Source organism: Niveispirillum sp. SYP-B3756 (genome assembly GCF_009495745.1).
Lineage (GTDB): Bacteria > Pseudomonadota > Alphaproteobacteria > Azospirillales > Azospirillaceae > Niveispirillum.
On the sequence record NZ_WIDQ01000001.1, the window covers coordinates 317,401 to 343,919 of the forward strand.

The 26,519-nt window shown below is 65.5% G+C and carries 20 protein-coding genes; 10 read left to right on the forward strand and 10 right to left on the reverse strand.

What is annotated here, in order from left to right; translation table 11 throughout:
- Positions 1-4: 4 nt before the first annotated feature.
- Positions 5-736: a phosphate signaling complex protein PhoU gene (gene phoU / locus GE253_RS01555; RefSeq protein ID WP_348770758.1), complete on the reverse strand. Its 732-nt coding sequence runs from the start codon at positions 734-736 to the stop codon at positions 5-7.
- 146 nt (positions 737-882) lie between these two features.
- Here phoU and GE253_RS01560 point away from each other — a divergent pair, with 146 nt between their 5' ends.
- The gene (locus GE253_RS01560) at positions 883-2,190 is read left to right on the forward strand and encodes a pentapeptide repeat-containing protein (protein ID WP_153202362.1); all 1,308 of its coding nucleotides are present in this window, start codon (positions 883-885) and stop codon (positions 2,188-2,190) included.
- A gap of 126 nt (positions 2,191-2,316) precedes the next feature.
- Here the strand turns inward: GE253_RS01560 and GE253_RS01565 are convergent, their stop codons facing one another.
- On the reverse strand, positions 2,317-2,874 hold the full coding sequence (locus GE253_RS01565; protein ID WP_173012438.1) for an AAA family ATPase: 558 nt from the start codon (positions 2,872-2,874) through the stop codon (positions 2,317-2,319).
- Between the two features lie 223 nt (positions 2,875-3,097).
- On the opposite strand from GE253_RS01565, the gene GE253_RS01570 reads away from it, so the two are divergent.
- The 6 genes from GE253_RS01570 (at position 3,098) to GE253_RS01595 (ending at position 10,473) form a co-directional block, all read left to right on the forward strand.
- A complete protein-coding gene (locus tag GE253_RS01570) occupies positions 3,098-3,895 on the forward strand; it encodes an ABC transporter substrate-binding protein (RefSeq protein WP_173012439.1) in 798 nt (265 codons plus the stop codon).
- Positions 3,892-4,881: an iron ABC transporter permease gene (locus GE253_RS01575; RefSeq protein ID WP_153202365.1), complete on the forward strand. Its 990-nt coding sequence runs from the start codon at positions 3,892-3,894 to the stop codon at positions 4,879-4,881. Before GE253_RS01570 ends, GE253_RS01575 begins: the two co-directional genes overlap by 4 nt.
- Before the next feature lie 251 nt (positions 4,882-5,132).
- Positions 5,133-6,011 carry an N-carbamoylputrescine amidase gene (aguB, locus tag GE253_RS01580; RefSeq protein WP_153202366.1) on the forward strand — a complete coding sequence of 293 codons (879 nt, stop codon included), beginning with the start codon at positions 5,133-5,135 and terminating at the stop codon, positions 6,009-6,011.
- Between the two features lie 76 nt (positions 6,012-6,087).
- Positions 6,088-9,024: an SLBB domain-containing protein gene (locus GE253_RS01585; protein WP_153202367.1), complete on the forward strand. Its 2,937-nt coding sequence runs from the start codon at positions 6,088-6,090 to the stop codon at positions 9,022-9,024.
- 1 nt (position 9,025) lies between these two features.
- A complete protein-coding gene (locus GE253_RS01590) occupies positions 9,026-9,796 on the forward strand; it encodes a glycosyltransferase (RefSeq protein ID WP_153202368.1) in 771 nt (256 codons plus the stop codon).
- A gap of 203 nt (positions 9,797-9,999) precedes the next feature.
- On the forward strand, positions 10,000-10,473 hold the full coding sequence (locus GE253_RS01595; RefSeq protein ID WP_153202369.1) for a helix-turn-helix transcriptional regulator: 474 nt from the start codon (positions 10,000-10,002) through the stop codon (positions 10,471-10,473).
- Here the strand turns inward: GE253_RS01595 and GE253_RS01600 are convergent.
- From GE253_RS01600 to GE253_RS01610, 3 genes are all read right to left on the reverse strand, one after another.
- The gene (locus GE253_RS01600; RefSeq protein WP_153202370.1) at positions 10,380-11,348 is read right to left on the reverse strand and encodes a glycosyltransferase family 2 protein; all 969 of its coding nucleotides are present in this window, start codon (positions 11,346-11,348) and stop codon (positions 10,380-10,382) included. The genes GE253_RS01595 and GE253_RS01600 overlap by 94 nt on opposite strands.
- Before the next feature lie 4 nt (positions 11,349-11,352).
- Positions 11,353-12,165, reverse strand: coding sequence for a hypothetical protein (locus GE253_RS01605; protein ID WP_153202371.1), 813 nt, complete (start codon positions 12,163-12,165; stop codon positions 11,353-11,355).
- A 185-nt stretch (positions 12,166-12,350) separates the two neighbouring features.
- Positions 12,351-13,589 (reverse strand): hypothetical protein, encoded by a 1,239-nt coding sequence (locus GE253_RS01610; protein ID WP_153202372.1) that lies wholly within the window; start codon positions 13,587-13,589, stop codon positions 12,351-12,353.
- 85 nt (positions 13,590-13,674) lie between these two features.
- Between GE253_RS01610 and GE253_RS01615 the strand changes: the two genes are divergently transcribed.
- Positions 13,675-14,817 (forward strand): succinylglutamate desuccinylase/aspartoacylase family protein, encoded by a 1,143-nt coding sequence (locus GE253_RS01615; protein WP_173012440.1) that lies wholly within the window; start codon positions 13,675-13,677, stop codon positions 14,815-14,817.
- Positions 14,818-14,911: 94 nt separating this feature from the next.
- Here the strand turns inward: GE253_RS01615 and GE253_RS01620 are convergent, their stop codons facing one another.
- Positions 14,912-15,811: a LysR family transcriptional regulator gene (locus GE253_RS01620; protein ID WP_153202374.1), complete on the reverse strand. Its 900-nt coding sequence runs from the start codon at positions 15,809-15,811 to the stop codon at positions 14,912-14,914.
- A 234-nt stretch (positions 15,812-16,045) separates the two neighbouring features.
- On the opposite strand from GE253_RS01620, the gene GE253_RS01625 reads away from it, so the two are divergent.
- Positions 16,046-17,122, forward strand: coding sequence for a zinc-binding alcohol dehydrogenase family protein (locus tag GE253_RS01625; protein WP_153202375.1), 1,077 nt, complete (start codon positions 16,046-16,048; stop codon positions 17,120-17,122).
- Between the two features lie 189 nt (positions 17,123-17,311).
- Here the strand turns inward: GE253_RS01625 and GE253_RS01630 are convergent, their stop codons facing one another.
- Positions 17,312-22,156, reverse strand: a complete 4,845-nt coding sequence (locus GE253_RS01630; protein WP_153202376.1) for an alpha-2-macroglobulin — start codon at positions 22,154-22,156, stop codon at positions 17,312-17,314.
- A 212-nt stretch (positions 22,157-22,368) separates the two neighbouring features.
- Between GE253_RS01630 and GE253_RS01635 the strand changes: the two genes are divergently transcribed.
- On the forward strand, positions 22,369-23,802 hold the full coding sequence (locus GE253_RS01635) for a hypothetical protein (RefSeq protein WP_153202377.1): 1,434 nt from the start codon (positions 22,369-22,371) through the stop codon (positions 23,800-23,802).
- 34 nt (positions 23,803-23,836) lie between these two features.
- Here GE253_RS01635 and GE253_RS01640 read toward each other — a convergent pair whose 3' ends face one another.
- Genes GE253_RS01640 through GE253_RS01650 form a run of 3 tightly spaced genes read right to left on the reverse strand, consistent with a single transcriptional unit; the run spans position 23,837 to position 26,437 of the window.
- Positions 23,837-25,003 (reverse strand): aminotransferase, encoded by a 1,167-nt coding sequence (locus tag GE253_RS01640; protein ID WP_153202378.1) that lies wholly within the window; start codon positions 25,001-25,003, stop codon positions 23,837-23,839.
- A gap of 14 nt (positions 25,004-25,017) precedes the next feature.
- Positions 25,018-25,590, reverse strand: a complete 573-nt coding sequence (locus GE253_RS01645) for a methyltransferase domain-containing protein (protein WP_211101313.1) — start codon at positions 25,588-25,590, stop codon at positions 25,018-25,020.
- A 7-nt stretch (positions 25,591-25,597) separates the two neighbouring features.
- Positions 25,598-26,437 (reverse strand): transporter substrate-binding domain-containing protein, encoded by an 840-nt coding sequence (locus GE253_RS01650; RefSeq protein WP_173012441.1) that lies wholly within the window; start codon positions 26,435-26,437, stop codon positions 25,598-25,600.
- Between the last annotated feature and the right edge of the window lie 82 nt (positions 26,438-26,519).

Consider the following 26,519-nt stretch of genomic DNA (forward strand, 5'->3'; position numbering starts at 1 on the left):
AGAATCAGCCCGGCATCACCGTGACGGTGGACGTGTCATCGCCCTTGGCCCGCTCTACGGCCAGCGCCTCCCCCTGGATGCGGAAGCAGATGGTTTCGGCGATGTTCGTGGTGTGATCGCCGATCCGCTCCAAATTCTTGGCGGCAAACAGCAGATGGGTGCAGGCGGTAATGCGCTGCGGGCTTTCCATCATATAGGTCAGCAATTCGCGGAACAGCGCCGTATAGGCGCGATCCACCTCTTCATCGCGCTGACGCACGGCAAGGGCAGCCTGGAGATCATCTGTCTCATAGGCCTGCATGACGTTGGACAACATTTCGCTGACGGCGCGGCCGATGGGGTTCATCGAATGGGTCAGCGATATTTCCGGCAGCGCGTCCAGCGCCAGGCTGCGCTTGGCCACATTACTGGCAAAATCGCCGATCCGTTCCAGATTGCTGGAAATGCGCAGGGCTGCCACCACCACGCGCAGATCATTGGCTACCGGCTGGCGCAGGGCCAGCAGGCGAATGGTCTGGGCCTCCGCCTCACGCTCCAGTTCATCCAGGCGGCGGTCCCGCTCCATCACGCGGGTGGCCAGCGCGCCGTCACGGTCGGTCATGGCGGCCACGGCATCCACGATCTGCGCCCCGGCCAGCTGCCCCATCTCGCGGATGAAGCCATGCAGCTTGTTCAGCTGTTCGTCATAGGCGGTGACGATATGGCGGGTCGGCACGGCGCTGATCTTATCGTCCACGGGAACAGACTCCGAAAGCTGATGCCCGGCGGGCGGGCGATGCGGAAAAATCTCCGAACTCTCTAACACATTTCACTTTGGATGTGGCACGTTCAAGGAAAGTTCATCTTGGGGCATTAGGCCCCGTTCCCGGGATTGTCGGCCACATGACCCCGCACGAGTTGATCGCCGTCATCGACAAGCACGAACGTTGGCTGAAACGCCAGATGGGCGGGGCCCGCGCCATGTTGGCCCTGGCTGACCTGCAGGGGCATAATTTCTCCGGCGCCAACCTGCAGAACTGCAAGATGTCGGGGGCCAACCTGACCGAATGCGATTTCACCGGCGTCAATCTGACGGCGGCCGATCTGTTCGCCGCGCGGCTGAACCGCGCCATCATGATCAATTGCAACCTGACCAACGCCGATCTGCGCGGTGCCCATCTGCGGGGGGCGCGGATGAAATGCGCTATCCTGCGCGGGGCGGACCTGCGCGGCGGCGCCCTGCTGGACCGGCGCAACCCCGGTTCGGTGAAGATGGAACCCTCCGATCTGCGCGGCGCAGAGATGGAGGATGCCACCCTGGCCAATGCCAATCTGGCCGGGGCCGACCTGTCGGAATGTTCCCTGGTGGGAGCCGATTGCTCCGGGGCGCAGATGGCTGGCTGCAACCTGACCCGGTCGGCGCTGAAGAACACCAATTTTTCCGGCAGCGACCTGCGCGGCGTCAATCTGGCCGGAGCCAACCTGGCCGGGGCCCGGCTGCGGGATTGCAATTTGACGGGCGCCATGCTGAGCGGGGCCAATCTGCGCAATGCCGACCTTCAGGGGGCCAACCTGGAAGGGGTGGACCTGTCCAGCGTCGATATGCTGGGGGCTAATTTCAGCCGCTCGGCGGAAAGCTTCTCCGCCACCATCCAACGCATCCTGACCGCGCACCAGCAATGGATCGTCAGCAATGGCGAAAAGGGGGAGCGGGCCGATCTGGAAGGCCAGGATCTCTCCCATATCGATCTGATCGGCGCCAATCTGGGCGGCTCCAACCTGAAGGGCGTCAATTTTTCCGGCGCCAAGCTGCGCGACGGCATGTTCGTGATGGCCGACCTGTCCGGGGCCAGCCTGCAATTTGCCGACCTGACGGGGGCGACGCTGGACGGCGCCAACCTGCGCGGCAGCAATCTGACAGGAGCCAAGCTGGATGCCGCCAAGGTCGGCTCGGTGGAAATCAAGGGGCCAAACGGCCGGGGCACCGGGCGCAAATGGCCGGCCAACCTGTCCAATACCATTCTGGTCCAGGCCAGTCTGACCCGCGCCATGCTGCGCGGGGCCAACCTGTCGGGCGCTGATCTTCGCGGGGCCGATCTGACATCGGCCAACCTGCTGGAAGCCAATATACGGGGCGCCAAGCTGACCGATGCCATCACCACCGGTGCCAGCCTGCCGGAACCGGACGATGACGAGGATGATTTCCTCTGAGTCGATTGGTATTTATCAGCTCCCTCAGCGCCGGGCGGCGGCATCCGCCGCCTTGGCTCACGCGCCCACGCGGGCGCGGGCCAGCGGTCGCTGGCCTGCAGGGGGCATGTGACATGACCCCTGGTACTACCGATCAAGCTGGTCCAGCACCCAGCCCAGCCGATCTGCCGGAGCTGTGATCGTTTCGGGCAGCAGCACCAAGCGTTCCGGCACCACATAGCGCCGGCACAGACCTTCCAGTATCGTCTGGAAGTGCAGCTGCATCCAGGGATTGGTGCTGCGGATACCGTCATCGGCCAGCGGCAAGGCCCCCCAAGGCAACAGAATCACCCGCTCATAGTCAGCCATGGCGCAGATGGCGCGGGCCAGCAACGCCTCCGTCGCCGCCGGAGCCTCCACACCGTACCCATTGGCCAGCCAGAAAGCGGCCATATCCAGCGGTGTCCGGTCAGTCAGCAGCGGGGTATTGTCGTTGGTCAGCCGCCGCGCCAGGCTGGTGGCGTCCTCCAGCAGCAAGCTCCGGTGCCCCGCCCGCGTCAATTGATGCAGATCGAAGCCGGCCATCAGCCTGGCCCGCATCGCCTCCGCCACCAGTTCCCGGTCCAGCCGTGCCGCCAGCCCCTTGCCCAGCGTCGTCTTGCCGGTGCCGGCACTGCCGGTGAGGCCGATATGTCCCCGTCCCATTGTCACCCCCATGACGCCATGCCGCCCCTTGCGCGGTTGCAGCCTGCCCGGCCCCCACCCTATAAGCGTGGCAGGGCGGCTTAAGTCCGCCTGCCACGCCGGGAGGGGGATATTGATCGTGCGACCACCGCCATCCGCCGGGGCAAAGCCAGAGCGAAGGTGGGGCCACCACCCCTTTTTTGCTGGCCTCTTTGTTCTGTTTATGGCGATTCTCGATCCAATCATGGCAAAAGCGGACACACCGCCGAGCCGCATCGTCTCACTGAATCTCTGCACCGATCAGTTGTTGCTGACGCTGGCCCCGCGGGAGCGGATTGCCGGCCTGTCCTTCCTGGCCGCCGACCCCAGCCTTTCCGCCCTGGCAGCGGAGGCGGCGGGTCTGCCGCTGCTGCGTGGCCAGGCGGAGGAGGTCTTGCCACTGCGGCCCGATCTGGTGCTGGCGGGGCAATATACCGCGCGCCCCACCGTGGCGCTGTTGCGCGCCCATGGCATCAAGGTGGTGGAGGTTGGTCTGACCGCTGATTTCACGGCCATCCGCCAGCAGATACGCAGCGTCGCCGCCGCCCTGGGCACGGTAGAACGGGGGGAAGCAGTGATCGCCGCCATGGACAGCACGCTGGATCAAGCACGGCCGCCCCCTGGTCAGGCGCGGCTGCGCGTGCTGGCGCTGGCACCCGGTGCCTTCACCGCCGGCAGTGGTACCCTGTCCGATTCGGCGATGCAGGCGGCCGGGATGGAAAATTACGCGGCCACCAAGGGGCTGGCCGGTTACGGCTATCTGCCCCTGGAAAGCATCGCCGCCGATCCGCCAGACCTGTTGCTGATGGATAGGGACGAAGGGCAAGCCCCTTCGTTGAATGGCCAGCTGTTGAACCATCCCGCCCTGACCCATGCCGTACCTGTAACACGCCGCCCCACCGTTCCCGCCCGGCTCTGGACCTGCGGTGGCCCCTTCACCGCCGAAGCCGTGCGCCGGCTGGCGGCAGCACGCGATCTTCTGGCAACGGAGCGGCGGCCATGATGCGACGTTGGCTGGTCCCTGCCCTGCTGCTGCTGGTGGTGGCGCTGTTCGTCTTGTCCCTGTCGGTGGGGCCCAGCGCCATCTCTCTGCCGCTGGCCCTGGCTGATTGGTGGCGCGGCGGGGACAGCACCGCCGCCATTATCTTTGCCGATATCCGCCTGCCACGCGCCCTGCTGGCTTTGATGATCGGGGCGGTGCTGGGCCTTTCCGGTGCCGCCTTGCAGGGGCTGCTGCGCAACCCGCTGGCCGAACCGGGCCTGATCGGCGTTTCCGCCAGTGCCGGGCTGGGCGCCGTCATCGCCTTTTACAGCGGGGCCGGCCTGCTGTTCCCGCTGGCGCTGCCAGCGGGGGGGATCGCCGGGGCCCTGATCGCGGTGACACTGCTTTATCTGCTGGCCGGCAAACAGGCGGGGATGCTGACGCTGATTCTGGCCGGGGTGGCCATCAACTCCCTGGCCGGCGCCCTGACCTCCCTGGCGCTGTCGCTGTCCCCCAACCCATTCGCCCTGTCGGAGATCGTGTTCTGGATGCTGGGCTCTCTGGCCGATCGATCGATGACACATATATATGTGTCGGCGCCGTTCATGCTGGCGGGATCGCTGGCCCTGCTCTCGGTCGGGCGCGGGCTGGATGCGCTGTCATTGGGGGAGGATACCGCCCGCTCCCTGGGCTTTTCCACCGCGCGGCTGGCCCTGTTCACCATTGGCGGCACCGCGCTGGCCGTGGGGGCGGCCGTCGCCGTGGCCGGGGCCATCGGCTTTATCGGCCTGATCGTGCCGCATCTGTTGCGGCCGCTGGCCGGCTATCAGCCCTCCCGCCTGCTGCCTTTGTCGGCCCTGGGTGGGGCGGCCTTGCTGCTGGCAGCCGATATCGCCGTGCGGCTGGGCGGACCAGGACCGGAACTGAAGTTGGGTGTGGTCACCGCCCTGCTGGGTGCCCCCTTCTTCCTGGCCCTGGTGCTGCGCCACCGGCGCAATTTGGCGTGATCGCAAGAGCCATTGATCATGGCTCTTGTGATTCTATACGTTCCCTCAATCGCCGGGCGGGCGCATCCGCGCCCTTGGCTCACGCCGCACGTGCGGCGGGCCAGCAGTCGCTGGCCGCCAAGGGCCATGTCCCATGCCCCTTGGGATGATACAATCAACTGTCATAAAACGAACATGCCAAAGCCCCCTGGGCAGCAGGGGGCCGGCTTGGCTATGGTGGGGACAACCATCCTCAGCCGGGAAGCCCATCCATGCGCCAAGTGACCGTTGCCGCCACGCAATTTGCCTGCAGCTGGGACCGTGCAGCCAATATCGCCAAGGCCGAGGCGATGATCCGTGCCGCCCACGCCCAGGGCGCACAGATCATCCTGATCCAGGAACTGTTCGAAACACCCTATTTCTGCCAGGACCAGAAGCCGGAATATTTTGAGCTGGCCGCCCCGGCGGATGGCAACCCGCTGCTGGCCCGCATGTGCGAACTGGCCCGCGAACTCTCGGTGGTGCTGCCGCTCAGCTTTTTTGAGAAGGCCAACAATGCGCATTATAATTCGCTGGCCACCATTGATGCCGACGGCAGCATCCTGGGCATCTATCGCAAGAGCCATATCCCCGACGGGCCGGGCTATCAGGAGAAATTCTATTTCACCCCGGGCGATAGCGGCTTCCAGGTCTATCAGACCCGCTATGCCCGTATCGGCACCGGCATCTGCTGGGATCAATGGTTCCCCGAGGCCGCCCGCGTGATGGCCCTGCAGGGGGCGGAAATCCTGTTCTACCCCACCGCCATCGGCTCTGAACCGCAGGATGCCAGCCTGGACAGCCGCGACCATTGGCAGCGCGTCATGCAGGGCCATGCCGGCGCCAATCTGGTGCCGCTGGTGGCCAGCAACCGGATCGGTACCGAAACATTCGAGACAGGCAGCATCACCTTCTACGGTTCCAGTTTCATTACGGGACCGAAAGGAGAGAAGATTGCCGAGGCGGAGCGCACGGGCGAGGCCCTGCTGACCGCCACCTTCGACCTGGATGCGGTGGCCCGCACCCGCAATGGCTGGGGCGTCTTCCGCGACCGTCGGCCGGCGCTCTATGCCCCCATCATGGGGGCCGACGGCCGCAACCCGCTCATATAAGGTTGCACTGCCAACATGGCAGCAGGCGATGAATTGTGTATGATGGGTCATATACTATTCATCGCCTGCATATGCCGTGGATTTGCCGCTGAAAATACTGATCACCCTTTTCACACTCGCGTTCTGCGCGCTGAGCGGCAATGCGGTGTGGGGGGCAGAGGCCCCCAGCGCGGTGGAATTGCTGTTCAGCCGCCGCGCTGGGCAGGAATTGCGGCTTTATGGCCGCGATCTGTTCAGGCCAGGCGCGGATTCGGCCATCCTGCCGCCCATGGGTGCCATCGCCGACGATTACCGGCTGGGACCGGGGGATGAACTGGTTCTGCATCTGCGCGGACAGGTCAGCCGCAGCAGCCGCCACCTGATCGGCCAGGACGGGCTGCTGACGGTGGAGGATCTGCGCCCCCTGCAGGCCACCGGCCGTACCCTGGGTGACCTGCGGCGGGAGGTGGAAGAGGCGGTGTCCGCCGCGCATCTGCAAACCCAGGCCTATCTTTCCATCGGGCGCACCCGGCAGGTGGGGGTACTGGTGCTGGGGGAGGTGGCGCGGCCGGGCCGCCAGCAGTTGAACGCTTTCGCCACCCCGCTGGATGCGCTGCTGGCGGCCGGCGGCATCGGCCCCCAGGGCAGCCTGCGTGCCATCCGGCTGTTGCGACCGGGCGAAGAACCGCTGGTGCTGGACCTTTACGCCTTGCTGGAACAGGGGGACGGACCGGCCACCCAGGTGCTGGGCGACGGGGCGCGGCTGGTGGTGCCGCCGCTGGGCCCCACCATCGCCGTGGCCGGTGCAGTGAAACGGCCCGGCATCTATGAGCTGCCCGCCGATGACATCATCGATGGGGAAATGGCGCTGGCCCTGGCCGGCGGTCCCCTGCGACCGGGCGGAGACCGGACCGTGCTGCTGCGCTATGACCGTGAGGGGGTGGAGGCGGCAAGGCCCCTGCCCGCACCCGACATGGTGGGAATGCAGGATGGCGACCTGTTGCTGCATACGCCCGATGGCGGCACACGGGCCGGCAGCCTGTCCCTCTCCGGCCATGTGGAAACGCCGGGGGCCCGGCCCTTTGCCGCCCGTCTGGTTGATCTGATCGACCGGAACGACCTGCCGCCCGATCTCTATCAACCGCTGGCCGTGCTGCTGCGACGCAACCGGGCCGGCGGTGCGGCAGAGATGCGAGCGGTCGATTTGGGGGAAATGCTGGCCGGGCGCAGCGACATTCCCAGCCAGGATGGGGATGAGTTGGTGCTGCTGGGGGCGGACGATATCGCCTTTTTACGCTCGCGCGCAGTGCTGTCGGAATTCACCAAGGCTACGCCAGCACAGGAGGGCGATTGTCCGGGCCTGCGCAGCCTTTCTGCCGCACTGACCGCCGACCCGGCAGGCCCGCTGGCCGCCGGCCCCCTGGCGCTGGCCGCGCGGGAGATGGTAGGGCCTGACCTGCCCTGCCCCCCCTTGTTCCAGGATCAGCCGGACCTGTTGCCCTTTCTGTTGAGCCAGTCGGCCTTTCTGCGCCAGGGTGCCCTGCGTCCCGGCCCTTATCCGATCCTGCCCGGCGCAAAGCTGAGCCTGATCGCCCCTCTGGCAGGTGCGGCCGCGATGGACGATCACCGCCTGCAGCCGGGGGAGGTGGTGGATATTGGCGGCGATGGCGTCTCCCTTTCCGGGGCCGTCCGGCAGCCAGGGCTCCGCCCCCTGACCACAGCCGGCACGCTGGTCAGCCTGCTGGGGGATGGTGCTTTGCTGCGCGATGATGCCTATGGGCTTGTCGCCATTCTGGACCGTTTCGACAGCGCAAATATCGCGCGCCAAAAACTGCTGTTCGCCCCGGCCGAGGTGGTGGCCGGGCATTTCGACCTGCGCCTGCGCGACGGTGACCGGCTCACCATCCTGTCCCGCGATCAGGTGCGGCTGGCCTTTCCGAGCGTTGAACGAGACATCATTCCCAATACGGAACGAACACCGGTGGCGCAACGAGCAGCACAGGCAGTTGCCCCCATCCCCCTGTCAGCGGAGATCCGTGCCTTACTGGCAGAACGTATCATCAGCGTGCGCGGGGCTGTGGCGATGCCGGGTGATTATCCGGTGGCCGGTCCCCTGCCGCTGGCCGCGCTGTTGCGGGCGGCGGGGGGATTGCGGGATGAAGCGGACCCAAACCGGGTGGAACTGGTGCCCGCAGCGGGAACCGACGCGCCCACCAGCCTGCTGGCTGGCGGCGTGGGGGCGGAGCGCCCCATCCGCCCCGGTGAGGCGTTGCGGGTGGCCCTGCACCGCCGCCCGACGGAATTGCGCAGCGTCATGGTGGCGGGAGAGGTGATGGAACCAGGAGGGTTCGATCTGGCACCAGGGGAAAAACTGTCCAGCCTGCTGGCACGGGCGGGGGGCCTGACACCCCAGGCCTATCCGGCCGGCGCCATTTTCACCCGCGACAGCGCCCGGGTGGCCGAGGAGGAAGGGTTGCGCCGGGCTGCGCGTGAGATGGATCGGGAACTGGCGCAGATGCTGGGTGGCAAGAACCCGCCCGATCCACAGCGCGTGGCGCTCGCCCGGCAATTGGCGGAGGAATTGCGCAGCACCAGCGGCCTGGGACGCATCACAGTGCAGATTGACCCTGAGATCCTGGCCAGCCGACCGGAGCTGGATATCAGCCTGCAGGCCGGTGACCGGCTCTATATCCCCAAGCGCCCTGCCACCGTCACCGTCGCGGGCGAGGTGCTGGCCCCGGCCAGCCTGCTGTTCGATCCGCAAAAACAGGCGGAGGATTACCTGCGGGATGCCGGCGGCCTGACCCGCTTTGCCGATGATGACCGCATCTTCCTGATCCATCCCGATGGCAGCGCCGAGCCGCTGGACCAGCCACGCGGCCGTCATGGCCGGGTGGCGGTGACGCCGGGGGCCATGCTGGTGGTACCGCGCGACGCCGAACCGCTGGAAATCCTGCCCCTGGCCCAGAGCATCACCACCATCTTGAGCCAGATCGCCTTCGGCGCCGCCGCCATCGCCAGCATCAGCGATTGAAATGACCGCCCCCGACCTCAGCATCATCACCGTGGTGCGCCATGATCGTGCCGGGCTGGCGGCCACGCGTGCCAGCCTCGGGATCTTGCCGGTCGGGGTGGAATGGCTGGTGGTCGATGGGGGCTCCAGCGACGATACGCTGGCCGCCCTGGCGGGGGCCGGTCCCCGGCCCCATTGGCTGGACAGCCGGGCCGATGGCGGCCCGTTTGGCGGCATGGATCGCGGCCTGGCGCAGGCCACGGGCCGGTTCGTCCTGTTCCTCAACGCCGGCGACCGGCTGGCCGATGCGTCGGTCCTGCCGACCCTGCTGGCACTGACACGGCCCGCTGACGCGGCCGACCTGATCTATGGCGACGCGGCCGAGGATCCGGGCGACGGGGTGATGCGGCGCAAACCGGCCCGTCACTGGCGCTGGGCCTTCTATGGGATGCCAGCCCATCATTGCGCCATCCTCTACCGCCGGCACCTGCTGGCCGGTCTGCATTTCAATTGCGGCTATCGCATCGCGGGTGACTATGCGGTGACCCTGCAAGCCCTGGCCCGCGCCGACTCAATCCGACGGATTCCCCTGCTGATTGCCTGCTTCGCCCCCGGCGGCTTGTCCCGACAACAGGCAGCGCGGGGTCGGGATGAACAACATCGGATCAGAATGTACCAGCTAAGGCTGTCTCCAAGCTTTTCGCTCGCCCTGAAACTGCTACAAAGTGTCGCATCCATTTTTCGCAAACACGTACCGAAGGCATATGCCTTTCTGAGGTTTCGGGACCATTGATTCGGCATGTCCACTCATCAAAAGGCTGTTAATTCACCATTTACATGGGCTTAGGGGGTATCGACCCGCAACCTTTCCATTAAAAGTAAACAATTTTAATCAAAGTTGTGTGCACGAATATGCGCGAGCTATGCAACCTGTCGTATTTGACCGGTGCGCGCGCTGCTATATACCTAAGGATAGGTTTTTGTATGGAGTGCGTGATGCTTGAGAAAAAGCTGGTGACCAAGAACGGGCTGGCGCAGCCCTACTCTCTCTCCAAGCGTGGGGAGGGCCCCAATCCCATTGATATTCATGTGGGTCAGCGTTTGCGCCTGCGCCGCACCCTCCTTGGTCTCAGCCAGGAAATTCTTGGCGAAGCTGTTGGCATTACTTTTCAGCAGCTGCAGAAATATGAACGGGGGGCCAACCGCATCAGCGCCAGCCGCCTGTTCAACCTCAGTCAGGTTCTTGGCGTTCCGGTGACCTTCTTCTTCGACGATCTGCCGGTGCAGGATGTCGAAACCGCGATGGAAGAGCCGAGCGAGACGCAGGAATTCGAATCCATGGCACGGCGCGAAACGCTGGAACTGGTCCGTGCTTATTATCGCATTCCGGAAGAGATGGTGCGGCGGCGCACCTTCGAACTGGTCAAGGCATTGGCCGGTGACACGAACGAATCCAGCAAGGATGCCTGAGTCGCTGGCGGGCAGGCGGGTGGCAATGCTGTCCGCCGCGCCCGCAGCCAGTCACGCTTCAGGCTGATCGACCAGTAGTAGAAAGCCCGGGCCGCCGCATGGTGCAGGCCCGGCGGCCCATCGAGAAATCCCAGATACAAGACATAAGAGTGCAGGAAGGCCCAGAGCGGGCGACCTGGCAGGTATGCCACCAGCCGTTTGGCCAGACGACGCCAGCCCCTTTCCCCGGCCAGCCGGCAATATTCGGCCGTACCGGCCATATCCAATGCCGCTTCCCAGTCGGAATAGCGGTTATGCCGGTCGAACCAGGCAAAGGGTGGTTTCTCGTCGGCATGGATCATCGCCGTGCGCAGATGCCCGACCGGCCCGTCAATCTCGGGCTGGTAATGGCCCTCCACCTCCCACATCGCGCTGACCTGCAGGTCATCACAAACCGGAAAATGGCTGCGGCGACGGTGCAGCAGCGCCATTTTACGGTAAGGGCTGCCATAGCGCAGCATCCGCCCCAGCCAGACCGGCCGGCTGTCGATGAAGAATGCCGCCTCCGGGCGGGGTTGCGTCATCAGGGCGGCGATTTCCGCCACCAGGGCAGGGGGCAGCCGTTCATCGGCATCGACGAACAGCACCCAGTCATGCGCCAGCCCCGGCCATTCCAGCGACCATTGCTTTTTCTTGGGATAACGGCCGTTCCAGCGGAACAGCACGATATCCGCCCCCATCCCCTCTGCGATGCTGGCGGTATCGTCGCTGCTGTGGCTGTCCACCACCAGCACCTGGGCGAAGGCATCCAGGCAACTCAGGCAATCAGCGATATTCGTCGCCTCATTGCGGGTCATCACGACCACGGAAACTGGGATCGGGTGTGCTGCTGGCATCTCGCTACCCCCGCCGCCAGCCATGATAGGCCCCAATGCCGAACAGGGCCAGAAACAGCCCGCCAACGGCCCCCGCCGGCACCAGCAGGATCGGATTAGGCCAATCCGCCAGGCTGAGGGCGGATGGTGCCTCCAGCGCATCAGCCGCATAGGGCAAGCCCACATCCAGCATCAGCAGCAATCGTTCCTGCTCCCCCATCAGGGCGGACAGCGCACGGGAATTCTCCATATTGGACAGGCTTTCCAGGCGACGACCGACATGGTCCATTTCAGCCTTGACCCGGCGCGCCGCCTCCTCGCGCAAATGTGCCTCCGTCGCCCCATGCAGGCGGGTCAGCAGCACGATAGCGAAATCCCGCTTTTCATGACGGTAAACAAGCCGACGCAGCGGTCCGCCAGACACCGATTCGATGGAGAGTTGGCGTTTGAGATGGCGTGACAGATCGGCAGCATCCGGGGGTGCCCAGGTCTGGTGCCCGGCCAGCCAGCGCAGTGCCTGCCCCAACCGTGACGCCAACCCGGTGGGCGGGCGCCACTGCCCCGCCTCCACATCCCAGGAGGTCCGAAATATCTCCCGCATGATCTCCGGATCACCCTCCAGCTTTTCCGCCACCGGAACAGAGGTGAGCAGCGCCAGATAGCGGGAAAAATCAGATACAAGCTCATCCGCCGTGCCCTGTTCGGCGATGGAGCGGCCGGCAGCCGGAGTCAGGGCCGGTGTGCGCGGCCCCATCGAGACCGGCCCGCTGCGGCCGGTCGGCCCAACCACCATGGTGGCGGTGAATTGCGGCGGCACGACATGCAGGGCCAGGGACATCAAGACCGCACCGACAAGTGTTGCCAGCGCCAGCCAACGCCACGCCCGCCCCAGGGCCAACAGTAACGGTGCCAGCCCAGGCGCCAACCCGGGGGTTTGGACAGGAAAGTCAATAGGGGTGGCGACACTGTCAGGCACGAGACTGAATTCTCTTATCATCACCTATCGTGAAGATTGAATACCATTTACTCCCTTGTAAAGGGTATTTCTGGCGTTGAAACGACCAACGAGAGGATGATGCTGAAGCAAATATATTTAAAACTTGTATGCAGGAAGCTGCCAATCAGTAACGGTGGTAGCGCTGCCAGGAACAGCATCGGCTGGAGGGAGAGCCGGCGAAGCACCTGCCCCGCCAAGGCACCGGCATAGAGTGCCATTCCGATCAGGCCCAGCAGGCCCGCCTTCAGCAGGAAATAGCTGAGCGCGCTGTGCGTGTAGGAGACGCGCCAATAGCCAACAGCCGGATTGGCGACCAGCGCCCCCCAGCCATCACCGATCACGAAAGCCAGCGGATCGCGCCCCACCTGATCCAGCACCGCCAGCACCTCCCCCACCCGGTTGTTCATGCCGACCGATTCGGTCTTCGCTGCCACCAGCCCGGCCACACCCGCCAGCGGCACCCCGGCAACAACAACCAGCACCACCAGCCCACCACCCAGCAACAGGGCAAAGAGCGGGCGGCGGGCCAGCACCCGCCACAGGCCCAGCAGGATAGCCAGCAGCGACAGGCCGAGGGCGGCCCGGTGGATGGTGGCCGCCAGCGCCAGCAGGCAGGCAAGCCCGCCCACCCCATAGAGCAGCGGCAGGCCCAGCCGCCAAAGCCGCCCCGCGTCACCGCCCGGCCGTGACAAGGCCCGCAGGCAGAGCCAGACACCGGCGAAGGGAACCAGGGCGCTGTTCAGTAGGTAGTCCTTGCCCTCCCCCAAAGACGTGCTGCCCAGGGCCGACAGGGTCAGCCCCGCCCCCACCCACCAGCGCAAGGCCAGGGCACAGCCGGCCCAGCCGGCGCAATCCACCATCCGGGTGAACTGGGCCGGTGACAGGCGGGACAGGCCCGGGGCCAGCAGCACGGGCAGCGATAAAAATAGAAAGGGGAGGATATCCCGCGCCATGTCGGTGACGCCCCAACCATTCCACAGGCCCCGCAGCACCCCTAGCCAAAGCAGAAACACCAGCACCAGGGAGGCCAGGCGAAAGGCGAGCGTGGGACCGGACAAGCGGCTGAACAGGGAAAGCCCGCTGGCCAGCAGCAGCGGCCCACGCCAGCCGATGAACAGGATCAGCCCGGCGAAGATCAGCATTTCCTGCGGGCGCAGGCCGGGTGGGGCCGGGGCACTGAACGCGCCATAGGCCAGGATGGCCGCCGCCAGCGCCCCCGCACGCCATCCGCCGATCGCCTTCAAGCCGATATCCATATCCGTCATGCAACCATGCCCGACCATGCCATGCCGGCATCCGGCTGCAAAGGTGAATGGACAATCAGCCGGGCTTGAGGCCAAATCCGGGACCATGACACACGCGATCGACACCATCACCCTGCCGCATGGTCGCCCCGGCACCAGCCGCACGGTCCGCATTCACCGTTTCGGCCAGCCGGGCGCGCGGCCGAAGGCCTATATCCAGGCGGGGCTTCATGCCGGCGAACTGCCGGGAATGCTGGTGGCCCAGCAACTGGTGCGGCATCTGGCAGCGCTGGACGCGGCCGGGGCCGTGACGGGGGAGATTGTGCTGGTCCCCATGGCCAACCCGATCGGGCTGGACCAGATGCTGCTGGGCACGCATCTGGGCCGATTCGATCTGGCGGCGGGGGTGAATTTCAACCGCAGCTTTGCCGACCTGTGGGAACCGGTGGCCCAGGCCCTGCGCAATGGCCGCGCCGGCCCGCTGGGACCGGATGCCGATGCCAACCGGCGCCTGATTCAGCAGGCCCTGGCCGACGCCGCCCTGGCCCTGACACCGCGAACGGAGGCGGATGCGCTGCGCCGCCTGCTGCTGCTGAATGCCGTGGATGCCGATCTGATGCTGGATCTGCATTGCGACAGCGAAGCGGCCATGCATCTCTACACCACGCCGGCCTGCTGGCCCGATTTTGCCGATCTGGCCACCCGGCTGGGCTGTCTGGCCGCCCTGCTGGCGGAAAGCTCCGGCGGGGAGCCGTTTGATGAGGCCTGTTCCACCCCATGGGACCGGCTGCGCGCCCTGTTCGACACGCCGGAAACCCCCATCCCCGTCGGCTGTCACGCCACCACAGTGGAACTGCGCGGCGAAAGCGATGTGGATGAGGGGTTGGCCGCACAGGATGCCGCCGCCATCATCGGCCATCTGGCCTGGCGCGGGGTGCTGGCCCTGCCCGCCCCCACCATTGAGGTGGACCTTACCCTTGCCACCCCGCTGGCCGCCGTGGACCGGGTGCGCACACCGGTGGGCGGGGTGGCGCTTTATCATGTGGCGCTGGGGGATCAGGTCACGGCCGGCCAGCATGTGGCGACGGTGATGGACCCGGCAACAGGGGAGCGCCACCTTTGCCATGCCGGCACCGACGGCCCCGTCTGGTCCCGCCGGCAATGCCGCTATGCCGGGCCGGGGGATATTCTGCTGTCCATCGCCGGGCGGAAGGTGCTGGTCACCTCCGGCAACCTGCTGACGGCGTGATGAAATTTAGCACGAAGGCAGCACTCGTCGTCTTAGTGCCAACGGTTATCAATGATGACCAATGGTCTTATCGGTCGTCAGTGCCGATTAACTTTTACGTCGGGCAGGGTGCAGAGAATACGTGCTTACTGAGAAAGTCCACGAAAGCCCGCACTTTCGGTGACGGGTATTTGCTTGCAGGCCAGAGCACATAAAACACCCCTGATCGCCGTGCATATCCCTCCAATATCGCGCGTAGTCGCCCATCCGCCAGGGGCTTCTTGACGGCAAATTCGGGCAAATATGCAATCCCCAAGCCTTGCAGCGAAAAGCGCAGTCGCGTCTCGATGTTGTTGCAGATCATGGAGACGGGCAATTGCAGCTCGGGCTCTCCGGCAACACGGTGCAGCTCCCACGGCTCCAGCTTTCCGGTATGAGGAAAGCGATAATGCAGACAGGCGTGCCCCAGCAGATCGGCGGGAACCTGGGGGGTGCCACGGCGCAGCAGATAGTCTGGGGAAGCCACCAGCACCGAGCGGAACGAACCAAGTTTTCGAGCGACAAGGCGCGAGTCTGCCGGCTCGCCGGCCCTGATAACGGCATCGAAACCTTCTTCGACCACATCGACCAACCGGTCGGTGAAATCCAGATCCAGTACGATCTCAGGGTATTCGCGCATGAACTCCCCCAGTACCGGCAGCATCAGTGAACTCACCATCGGCAAACTGACGCGCAAACGACCGCGCGGAGCCGCCGTTGCCTGAGATAATTCCATTTCCGCGGCTTCGATCTCGGCAAGGATGCGGCGGCTGCGTTCCAGAAAGAGCGCGCCTTCAGCCGTCAGCATGACGCTGCGGGTGCTGCGGTGGAACAAGCGCACGCCCAGCCTATCCTCCAGCCGCGCCACGCTCTTGCCAACAGCGGAGGCGGACACGCCCAACAGTCGGCCAGCCGCCACGAAACTACCCGTTTCCGCAACCTGCACGAACACCACAAAGCCGCTCAGGCTATCCATTTCACACCTCGATTGCGGACAGAAAATACCGCATAGAAAGGAACTGTACCCGGCTTTCTCTTTAATACGGAGACCTCTAACGTCACGGCCTTACCTCTCAACGAAGGGTCTGTCCGGGATGCCTCTCCGTATTTCCACCGACATTCAGGCGCATCGGCTGCATGTCGGTTCGCACAACGCCAACCATTCCCGCGCCATGCGCTGGAATGGACCTGTGGCCGGCAGGGGGCGGTGATGATGACGATCTCATCTCCCAGCGTCGCCGCCGTGGTGTTTCGCAAGCACTCCAGGCTGGACGATCCGGACTGCCTTGTTGACGTGGTGAGGGAGCGCCCGGCACCCGGGCCGCACGATCTGCGCGTTGCCGTCCGCGCCGTCTCGGTTAATCCCTTGGATACCAAGATAAGAGCGGGACTGGTCGCAGCACCGGATATCGTCCACAGCCTGGGCTGGGATGCCGCCGGGATTGTGGAAGCTGTGGGCCAGGCGGTCACACTGTTCCGGCCTGGCGATAAGGTCTATTACGCTGGATCATTCGACCGAACCGGCAGCAACGCACAGTCGCACATCGTCGATGAGCGTATCGTTGCACACAAACCCGAAAGCCTGAGCTTTGCCGAAGCAGCGGCGCTGCCGCTGACCTCGCTGACAGCTTGGCAATTGCTGTTCGAGCGCCTGGGCGTGCAACCCGGCAAGCCGACCGATACCGGTAGCCTGCTGGTACTGGGCGGTGCCGGCGGGGTCGGTTCGATGCTGATCCAGCTTGCCCGCCGCCTTACGGGGTTGACAGTGATCGCCACGGCGTCACGCGCGCAAAGCCGTGACTGGTGCCTGGCCCTGGGTGCCCATCACGTCATTGACCATCGGCAGTCCCTACCGGCACAAGTCGCTGCGCTGCCGGTGCCCCCTGTCACGCACATCACGGCGCTGTCGAACACGGCTGAACACTGGGCCGAGCTGGCGGCGTTGATTGCACCGCAGGGACGGCTCGGCATCATTACCGATCATGATACGCTAGATGCCGTACCGTTCAAGGCCAAGAGCGTGTCGCTGCATTGGGAAATGGTCTTCACACGCCCGCTGTTTGGCACGCCGGACATGGTGGCGCAGCATCGCGTCCTCAAGGAAGTGGCCGCACTGGTCGATGCTGGCGTGTTGCGCTCCACTGCCAACCGCATATTCCAACCGCTAAACGCCGCCAGTTTGCGCGAGGCCCACCGGCTGGTGGAAAGCGGTGGCATAACGGGCAAAGTCGTGGTGGCGTGTTCCGCAGAAGACGCGGAGCAGGAACGTCGGGAAGCTGTACAATAGCCATTATTGTCAACGATTTCCGACCAGTTTGCACCAGACGAATTGGAGGCGGTCCAGCCGGCCGCCTCCAATCTTCTGTCATCTATGCCGGCCATTTATACCAATCCGTCTTGATCGTGACCGATCAAGACGGATTTCATATTCCCTCGAGCGCCGGGCGGCGGCATCTGCTGCCTTGGCAGATTGGTATTACTTGGCCAGCACCGTCAGGCTGCCCGACGCGGTACGGGCAAAACGGCTGCCGTCCACCAGATCATCCAGGCGGGCCGCCGGCAGGGTGAAGCTGCCGGGTGTCAGGGCGCGTGCCAGATAGACAAGCCGGAAGCTACCGCTTTCCGGCATCCCGTCCAGGGCGGCGATGAAACGGTCATCGCGGAACTCCACCCGCGCCGCATCCGACAGTTCACCCAGCCAGGACAAGTCCCCCAACTGCGCGCTGCCGGCCAGCCGCACATTCTCCACCACCAGACCGCCGGGCAGCGGGTCGGTCAGCAGCAGCGGCGTGGTGATGGGCCGGTCGGCCTTGCCTTCCAGCACCACCACCAGCAGGTCGCCATTGCGGATGCGGGCCAGATTGGCCGGCTTGCCCTTGGTGTCCATGATCTGACGGGTCAGCGACAGGCCTTCCGCCGCTTCCTTGTCGGCCTTGGCCAGGATCGCGGCGGTGGCGGTCAGGCTGTTGACCGGGCGGTCGCCATTATTGCGCACGGTCAGCTTGGCTTCCGCCCCGGCAAGCGGGCGGATCACCGGCCGGTCACCCGTCACCGCCTGCCCGTTGATCACCAGATTCAGCGGCCCACCCCGCCCGGCCACCGCCTCCGCCGCCAGCAGCAGCCAGGCATGTTCCTGGGTGGAGGTATGGGCGGCATCGCGCAGCAGCGGTTCCAAGGCGGCCAGTTCGGCATCGATCAGCCCGCCATCGGCATTGGCCCCGATCAGCAGGGCCAACACGGCGGCGCGGTCGCGCAGGGTGCTGCCGAAATCATGGATGCCGACAGCCACCGGCAAGGGCTCATCCAGCCGGGCGAAGATGCCGGCCGCGCGCTCCCCATCCCCCAGCGCCGCATAGGCCGCCGCCACCTGGGCCCGTGCCAGCCGGGTGGGCGTGCGGGCATAGAAAGTTTCCTGGAAGAAGCGCAGCGGCTTGATATCAATCGCCTTGGCCCGCGCCGCCGTATAGAGCGCATAGGCCCGTGCCGGCAGTTCCGCATCCTCGATCCAGCTATTGCCGATGGAGCGGACCAGATAATCCATGCCCCGGCGATAGGCATCGTCGGGCACGGCATAGCCGGCCTCCCGCGACCGGGTCAGCACATCCAGGGCAAAAGCGGTCAGCCAGACATCACCCACCCCGTCATGCGACCAGAGCGAGAAGGCACCATCGGCCCGCTGGTGGCTGACCAGCCGTTCCACCAGATCGTCGGCCTTGGCCTTCAGCTTGTCATCCGCCGGCAGGCCGGCGGCCTTGGCCCATTCATTGGAACCGGCCAGGGGCAGCAGGCGGGCCGCCAACTGGTCGGCCGAGCCGAAGGGTTGGCTGTCCAGCGCCAACAGGCTGGCCGCCGCGTCCAGCAGCGGCCGGCTGCCCAGCATCGCCACACGGGTAGCATTGCCGGCCACCGGGCCATCGGTCTTAGGCGCGGTCAGCGCCACCTGGGCACCGGGGGCGATGCGGCCACGGGCCTCCACCACCGTCAGCGGATGGGCGGGGCGGATATTCACCGGCAGGCGGCGGGTCAGGCTGTAGCCTTCCGGCCCCTTCACCGTCAGCACCAGCACGCCATAGCCGGGATCACCGGCCAGCAGGCTGCGGGTCGCCGTCACCTTGGTACCCTTGCGCAGCCCCTTGAAGACCTGTTCGGCCTTGCCTTCCAGCTTCACCGGGCCTTCCGTGCCCAGCGTCAGCGTGTAGGTGCCGTTGGGACCGGAGAGATTATCCAGTCTGAACGTGACCTGGGCCTTGTCGCCCGGTGCGACAAAGGCCGGCAGCACGGCATCGGCCACCACCGGGTCACGCACATCCATCGCCGCATGACCAGTGCCGACCTTGCCATCGCTCCAGGCCAGCGCCGTCAGGGCCAGCCGCGTCTGCGTGTCGGGCAGGGTCAGGGTGACAGTGGCCTTGCCATCCGCCCCCACCTGCACAATGCCGGAATGCAGCGCCGTCACCGGGCCGTTGCGCAACGCTGGTGCGGCCACCGGGGGTCGCGGCGGCGTGCGGCCGGCATCGGCCGGGGTCGCGGGGGCAGCCGGCGGGGCGGCGGCCACCGGCGTTTCCGCCGGGCCGACCAGCCGGCCATAGACGTCACGCAGTTCCACCGACAGGCGGCGCTTGCCGAAGAACCAGCCCACCGGGTCCAGCGCCAGGCGGTCACCCAGCCGGGCGATCCCTTCATCCACCGCCGTCACCGCCAGCCGCACCGTGGCACCGGGTTCCGCCCCGGTGATGGTGACGGGAATGCTGACAGGTCCGCGCGGATGCACGCCGGCGGGCGGCGCCATTTCCACCTTCAAGGTACGGTCGGCCGGATCGGCCGCAACCCAGCCCATGCCCAGCGCGCGGCGCGGCGGGGTGCGGCTGGCCGGATCGGCGGGGGCGAAGGCGGTGGCCAGCACATAGGCCCCCGCTGTCACATCGGCCGGCAGCGGAATATCCAGGAAGGCACCCTCGGTGCCGATTTCCTTCACCATCACCTGCCGTATGGCACGATCTGCCAGGGCAACGGTGACGGTGCCGGCATAAGGCGGCTTCACGAAGACGCGCGCCGTCTCCCCCGGTTTGTGCAGCGGCTGCATCACAGCCACTTCCACCGCGTCCGGCGTCTCCCCCACCTTGGCGCTGACCCACCAGCCGGCCGAGAAGCGCAGGGAACTGGCAATGCCAGTGGCCGGGTCGAACACTTCCAGCCGGTAACGGCCGGCGCGCACCTGCTCTTCGATCAGGCCGGGCTTGTCGCTGGCGACATCGACGCTGCCACCGGTCAGCCGCTTGTCGCGCACCGTGGTGCGATATTCCCAGCGCCCATCGGCAGCGTACCAGTCATAATCATACTCTTCCTCGAACAGCTCCCAGGACAGACCCTTGCGGGTCTGCGCCTGTCCATCCGGGGCAATGGCGACGACGTTGACGGCAACCGTCGCCCCTTCCGGCACGGCATCACCGCTGAAATTGGGCTTCAGCCCCAGGGCGAAGGCCTGATGATCAACCGGCAGCACCATGTCGCGGTCCACCGGGCGGCCGCCGACATCATGCAGCGTGGCGCGCAGCACGGCCTCCAGCGGGCGGGTGGTCTCCGGCAGTTTGCCCAGATCCACCGCCACGCGGGCCTGCCCGTCCGGGCCGGTGGTGAAGCCCGGCAGGGTGCGCTTTTCCGGGGCCAGCGGCTTCTGCGCCAGACCGAACCGGTACCCCTCCAGCCCCGGATAAGGCCGGTCGGCCGGGCGCAGCAGCACCGTCAGTTCGCCCTGCAGGCGGGCAGCAGGGCCACCCGCCAGATAACGGCCATCCACCGACAGGGTCAGCTTGCCATCGGCACCGATGCGGGGCCGGTCGGCCGCCAGATCGAATTCCAGCCGGACCGGCGCCACCTCCCCGACATTGAACTGAACGCGGCCGATGGCGGGACCATTAGCGTCGGCATGGGCGGTGGCCGTCCAACGGCCTGCCGGGGCATTGGCCGGCAGTTCGATTCGCAGCAGATGCCCGCCGGCGCCTTGATCATCGGCAACCCGGCGCTCCACCTCCAGCCCATCGGGGCGGAACAGCTTCACGGTCAGCTTCTGCCCGGCCGCGGCGCGGCCATCGGCGTCGCGCACCAGCCCGATCAGATAGAGCGCGTCGCCAGGGCGATAGGCGCCCCGGTCGCTGACCAGATAGGCATCCAGGGCACCGGGATTGAGCCGGCCACCATCACCGCGCCCGGCCAGTTCCACGGCGGGCGTGCCGAAATCCAGCAGGGAGAAGCCGCCATCCGGGCTGGCGGCGAACAGGGCCTGCGGGGCGGCATCATCCTTGCCGCCCACCTGTTGCGGGCTGAACTGGGCCAGCCCGTCGGGGCCGGTGGTGACACGGCCCAGTTCCTGTTTGTTGCGGGCCACCAGCCGCAGTTCCACCCCCGCCAGCGGCTTGGCTCCGGCCAGGGAGCGGGCGAAGACATAGAGCCCGTTGGCCGCCTTGAAACTGGTCAAGCCGACATCGGAGACGACGAACCATTGGGTGGCCCGCTGGTCCCAGGCCACCATGGGCAGGGCGGCATTTTCCGCCACCGCGACATAGACACCCGGCGCCAGCTTGCCCAGCACGGCATCAATGGGGAACGGTGTCTGCACGGCGCGGTTGCGCTGGCCGCCCATGGCCATTTCGCCCTTCCACACCACCTGGCCCTTCTGGTCCAGAATGTCGCCGACCTCAAAATCGGTCATGGTCTGGTTGATACGGCCGTAATAAATCTGCTCCACCAGGGCGCGGTCATTGACGCGCAGCACAGAGACACGGGCACGGTCGATATTCACGCCGCGCAGCGGCAGCCCCTCCGCGCCGACACGCGGCAGCAGATAACCCTGGCCCCGGAAGGCCAGCACCGCCTTGCGGTCGGCCACCTGCACTTCACGCGTGATCGCCCCGGCCAGCTTTTCCTTGCCATTGGCGCTGGGCAGGTCGGCCTTGATAGTGATGGTATAGCGCTGACCATGGTTCAGCCCTTCCAGGCAGAGATCACGGTCGCGCGCCGTCACCGTCACCGGGTCGGCCGGGGCCACGGTGACGAAGCGGGCCAGATCCAGGCCCTTGCGCGGCCGGGGCAGGGAGCGGGTGAAGTTGAAACAAACCTGCGGCTTGTCCCGTTCAGAGGCCACATCCACGCCCGACAGCTCAAACGGCCGTTCCGCCGCCGGCACGGCCGACGGCTTGGGCGGCGGTGCCGCCGGTGGCGGGGGCGGTGCATCCGCCGGGGGACGGGACTCTTGTGCGGAGACGGCGGTGGCCAGGGCCAGACCAGAGACAAGCAGCAGGGCGGCGGGAAGTCGCGGCATCATCGGGCGGGGGCTGTTATGGCGGCGGGTGGAATGGAGCAGGCAAGCAGATGGTGTACAACATATAGGCCCGCAATATGGCACGGCCGGGGCCAACAGGACGCTGTTTTCAGCCGCTTTGCAACAACACCGTTGCGATGCGGCCTTGAACTTGCCGCCTTTGGCGTTCCTAATCCCAACCTTGGGCCAAAATTAACCAAAAATATCGGATGACCATGACACCGCCCCCCGCCTCCACGCTGGATGATGATGACAGCCCCAAGGCGCGGCGGGTTGGCATTGACTGGCCGCGCCTGACGCTCTGGCTGGGCATCATCGCACTCGCCGGGCCGGCGGTGTGGAACGGCTTCGCCATCGTCTTCTTTGATACTGGCGGCTATATCCGCCGCGTGCTGGATGGCAGCCTGGAGGCAGGGCGATCCGTCTTTTACGGCCTGTTCCTCTATGCCAGCTCGCTGGGCTGGCTCAGCTTCTGGGGGCCGGTGCTGGTGCAATGCGCCGCCACCTTGTGGCTGATCCATCTTTGCCTGCGGGCGCACGCCATCGGCCCCGCCGGCTGGCCACCGCAGGCACGGGCGGGGGCGATGGCGCTGGTCTTATCCGCCCTGACCGGGATCGCCTGGTACAGCAGCCAGTTGATGCCGGACATCTGGATGCCGCTGTTGGTGCTCAGCCTGTGGTTGCTGGGCTTCAAGGGCTACACATTGTCAGTACGCGAACGAACCGGTGTGGCACTGATCGCCCTGTTCTCCCTGCTGTCGCATATGAGCGGGATGGCGCTGGCCATCGGGCTGGTGGCGGCCACCGGTGCCGCCCGGCTGCTGGCGCCCCGGCTGGGCTGGAATATCCAGCCGCGCGTGCTGCCGCCCTTTGCCATCGTTGCCGCCAGCCTGATTTTGATGCCGCTGGCGCATCTGGCCCTGGTGGGCCATGCCGGCTATACGCCGGGCGGCCCCTTCTTTCTCTATGGACGGCTGGTGCAGGATGGGTTGGCCCAGCGCTATCTGGCTGACCATTGCCCCAAAGATGGCAGCCCCGCCCCCTATAAGCTCTGCGCCCTGCAAAACCGGCTACCCGACAATGCCAATGACTTCCTCTGGCACGAGGACAGCCCCCTGAACGATATCGGCGGCTGGAAAGGGGCAGAGCCGGAACTGGCTGCCCTGGTGAGGGCCACCATCCTGGCCTATCCCGGCCACTTCCTGACCACCGCGCTGCAAGCCACCGGGGAACAGTTGCTGACCATCGGCAGCGGCGACGGGCTGACGGAATGGCAATATATGACGCGGCGGGTGTTCGATCGCATGTTGCCCGCCCAGCAGGATTTGGAATTCAACGCGGCCCGGCAGCAGAAAGAAGAGATCAGCCCCGCCCTGTTCACCGCCCTGAACCGGGTCCATGTGCCCGCAGGCTATCTGTCGATGATCGGGTTGCTGCTGGTGATCGGCTGGGGTCTGCGGCGGGACCGGCATGATCTGGCAGCATTTGCCCTGTTCGTGGCGCTGGCCCTGCTGGGCAATGCCTTCATCAATGGCGCCCTGTCCAACCCGCATGACCGCTATCAAAGCCGGATGATCTGGCTGGCCACCATGGTGGTGACCATGGCAGCCGTGGCCTGGCGAGAGGGAAAGCGGTCAGGTCAGGATTGAATGAAACGGCTTCAGTAAGCAGTTGATTTAATCGTTATTCATCAAGATCGCGCCATGCCTTCAGCCGCCGCACCGCCTCGTCCAAGGTTGCCGGCTTCTTGCAATAGCAAAAGCGGATCAGGTGGCGCGGGGCATCCACCTCGTAAAAGGCGCTGATCGGGATGGCGGCAACCCCCGCTTCCACGGTCAGCCGCTGGCAGAAATCCGTGTCCAGCGTGTTAAAGCCGCTGGCCCGCAGATCGACGGTGAGGAAATAGGTGCCGGCGGCCGGCAGCACGGTAAAGCCCGCCGCTTGCAGGCCCGCTGTCAGCCGGTCGCGCCCCGCCTGCATCCCACTGGCCAGCCCCTGGAAATAGGCATCATCCTTGCCCAGCCCCAGCGCCACCGCGTGCTGCAGGTTGGGCGGGGTGGTGAAGGTCAGGAACTGATGCGCCTTCACCACCGGCGGCAGCAAATCGGCCGGCCCGGTGACATAGCCCACCTTCCAGCCGGTCAGCGAAAAGCTTTTCCCGGCAGAGCCGATGCGCAAGGTGCGTTCCGCCAAGCCGGGCAGCGCCATCAGCGGCCGATGCCGGGCGCCATCAAACACCAGATGTTCATAAACCTCATCGCACAGCGCGATGGCATCATGCGCCTGCACCAGGTCGGCCAGCAGGGCCAGTTCGTCGGCCTGCCAGACCTTGCCAATGGGGTTCTGTGGATTGTTCAGCAGCACCAGCTTGGTCCGCGGCCCGAAGGCGGCGCGCAGTTCTGCCGGATCGACATCCCAGCCGGGGGCGCGCAGGCTGACAAAGCGCGGCACGGCCCCGGCCCGGCGGATGATGGGGACATAGCTGTCATAAAGCGGCTGGAACAGCACCACCTCATCCCCCGGCTCCAGCAGGCCGAACAGACAGGCGGCCAGTGCCTCCGTCGCCCCGCTGGTCACCAGGGTCTGGCGGGCCCAATCCACATCCAGCCCATAGAAACGTTGATTATGTGCCGCCACCGCCTGGCGCAGCACCGGCAATCCCGGCATGGGCGGATATTGGTTCCAGCCTTCCGCCAGATATGTCGCAGCAGCGGCCACCAGATCGGCCGGACCATTGCCATCGGGGAAGCCCTGGCCCAGATTGACCGCCTTATGCTGGTCGGCCAGCCGCGACATCACCTCAAAAATCGTGGTGCCATAGCCCGACAGCACCGCATTGCCGCTTTTCATGCCCGCCCTATCCCTTACCCGCCCTGGTTTCCCGCCTTCCATGCCGTGGCATGAAGCGCGAAACATTGATCCTTGACCACCGTGACCGTGGCAAAGCCAGCCTTGATCAGTGCCTGATGCAGGCTGTCGGGGGTAAAGCCGGTACGGTGCGCCATATAGTGATTTCCGGCAGCCACAGAGGGACGCAGGCCATACAGCATATCCAGCGGCGCAATGGGCCCGGCTGGAGAAATATAGGCTGGGCTTTCCAACCCGCCATTCAACAGCTGCAGCGCCACCTGTTCCAGGTCCGGGGTGGCGATATTCACAAATCCACCGGGCTTCAGCACCCGGAAGAACTCTGCCAGCGCCAGCGGCACCTCATGCGGGTAAAGATGTTCAAGATTATGGGAGGAATAGACCGCATCCATGGTCTCCCCAGCCACCATTCCCATATCGGTGATGGAGCCGATGATATCGGGCTGTACCACTGGATCAATATCAAGGCGGACTTCCCGCCAATCACCGCCAAGAGATTGGAAAATGGAAGAGAGTGCGCCGATCTTCGGCCCACACCCCACATGCAACATCGTCTTTACAGCATTCATTCCATAATCACCGTTCGGGCATCGGTTGTTCATGCAGCCCATAGCGGGCAAGGATGGCAAGAAACCGCCCCTGCGCCCGCGACCGCCGCGTTCCGTCCTCCAGTAACTTGGCTAGAAACGGGGCGCGGGCATCGCTGCGGGACAGACCAACGAACAAATCAGCATCATCCCGCAATGAGACGACCCGCATCTGATCACCCAAGGCAAGGCGACGGAGCTGCCAGCGCAGCACATTATAGTCATCCAGTAGCATATCCAGTTCACCGGCCTGAAGCTGGCGCAACCCCTGTACCAGCTGCGAATAGCCAAAACCGCTCAGCACCCGCACCCTATCCGGATTGGCATGATGCTGGTCGATGTAACGCTGCACATCGCCGCCATAGGCATAATCCTTGATGACGCCAACGCGGTAGGGGCCGAAATCATCCGGCTTGGTGTAGGTGAAATCCCTTTCCCGCTGCAAGGCCACCGCATTGGCGGAATTGCCCTGGGCAAGGGCGGGCAGCAACAGGGCACCTCCCAAATCCGTGGCCGCCCCCGGCACCGCCGTGGCGCTGCCATCATGCAGCATCCGCTTCAGCATGGCGAAATTCACCACGCGATATTCCACCTGATAGCCAGCTTCCTGAAAAATCTCCCGCGCCAGTTCCACCATATAGCCCTCGCGCCCATCGATGGCCGGGTCGCAGGCATAGGGGCACCAGGGATCAGACGCGATGATGATCGGACGCACGGCATCCGCAGGCGCCATATCCTGCGCCGCCACGCGCGCCGGCCCCAAAGACAGGCCCATCAGCAACCCAACCAGCGCGAACAGGCGGATGCGCAAGGGAAGGCGTATTCTCAAGGCGGAAATACCGTCCGGGCTTTGATCCTTCAACAGTTGAGCATATGCCCAAGTCCGCCCCTGGGTCAAAGCCATCCGGTGG

Bases quoted from the DNA above. Each gene is read 5' to 3' on its own strand.
- GE253_RS01645 (WP_211101313.1), bottom strand. From the start codon at position 25,590: ATGAATGCTGTAAAGACGATGTTGCATGTGGGGTGTGGGCCGAAGATC.
- GE253_RS01590 (WP_153202368.1), top strand. From the start codon at position 9,026: ATGACCGCCCCCGACCTCAGCATCATCACCGTGGTGCGCCATGATCGT.
- GE253_RS01625 (WP_153202375.1), top strand. From the start codon at position 16,046: ATGATGACGATCTCATCTCCCAGCGTCGCCGCCGTGGTGTTTCGCAAG.
- GE253_RS01615 (WP_173012440.1), top strand. From the start codon at position 13,675: ATGACACACGCGATCGACACCATCACCCTGCCGCATGGTCGCCCCGGC.
- GE253_RS01575 (WP_153202365.1), top strand. From the start codon at position 3,892: ATGATGCGACGTTGGCTGGTCCCTGCCCTGCTGCTGCTGGTGGTGGCG.
- GE253_RS01635 (WP_153202377.1), top strand. From the start codon at position 22,369: ATGACACCGCCCCCCGCCTCCACGCTGGATGATGATGACAGCCCCAAG.
- GE253_RS01605 (WP_153202371.1), bottom strand. From the start codon at position 12,165: ATGTCCCTGGCCCTGCATGTCGTGCCGCCGCAATTCACCGCCACCATG.
- GE253_RS01595 (WP_153202369.1), top strand. From the start codon at position 10,000: ATGCTTGAGAAAAAGCTGGTGACCAAGAACGGGCTGGCGCAGCCCTAC.
- aguB (WP_153202366.1), top strand. From the start codon at position 5,133: ATGCGCCAAGTGACCGTTGCCGCCACGCAATTTGCCTGCAGCTGGGAC.
- GE253_RS01565 (WP_173012438.1), bottom strand. From the start codon at position 2,874: ATGGGACGGGGACATATCGGCCTCACCGGCAGTGCCGGCACCGGCAAG.
- GE253_RS01620 (WP_153202374.1), bottom strand. From the start codon at position 15,811: ATGGATAGCCTGAGCGGCTTTGTGGTGTTCGTGCAGGTTGCGGAAACG.
- GE253_RS01570 (WP_173012439.1), top strand. From the start codon at position 3,098: ATGGCAAAAGCGGACACACCGCCGAGCCGCATCGTCTCACTGAATCTC.
- GE253_RS01640 (WP_153202378.1), bottom strand. From the start codon at position 25,003: ATGAAAAGCGGCAATGCGGTGCTGTCGGGCTATGGCACCACGATTTTT.
- GE253_RS01560 (WP_153202362.1), top strand. From the start codon at position 883: ATGACCCCGCACGAGTTGATCGCCGTCATCGACAAGCACGAACGTTGG.
- GE253_RS01630 (WP_153202376.1), bottom strand. From the start codon at position 22,156: ATGATGCCGCGACTTCCCGCCGCCCTGCTGCTTGTCTCTGGTCTGGCC.
- GE253_RS01600 (WP_153202370.1), bottom strand. From the start codon at position 11,348: ATGCCAGCAGCACACCCGATCCCAGTTTCCGTGGTCGTGATGACCCGC.
- GE253_RS01610 (WP_153202372.1), bottom strand. From the start codon at position 13,589: ATGACGGATATGGATATCGGCTTGAAGGCGATCGGCGGATGGCGTGCG.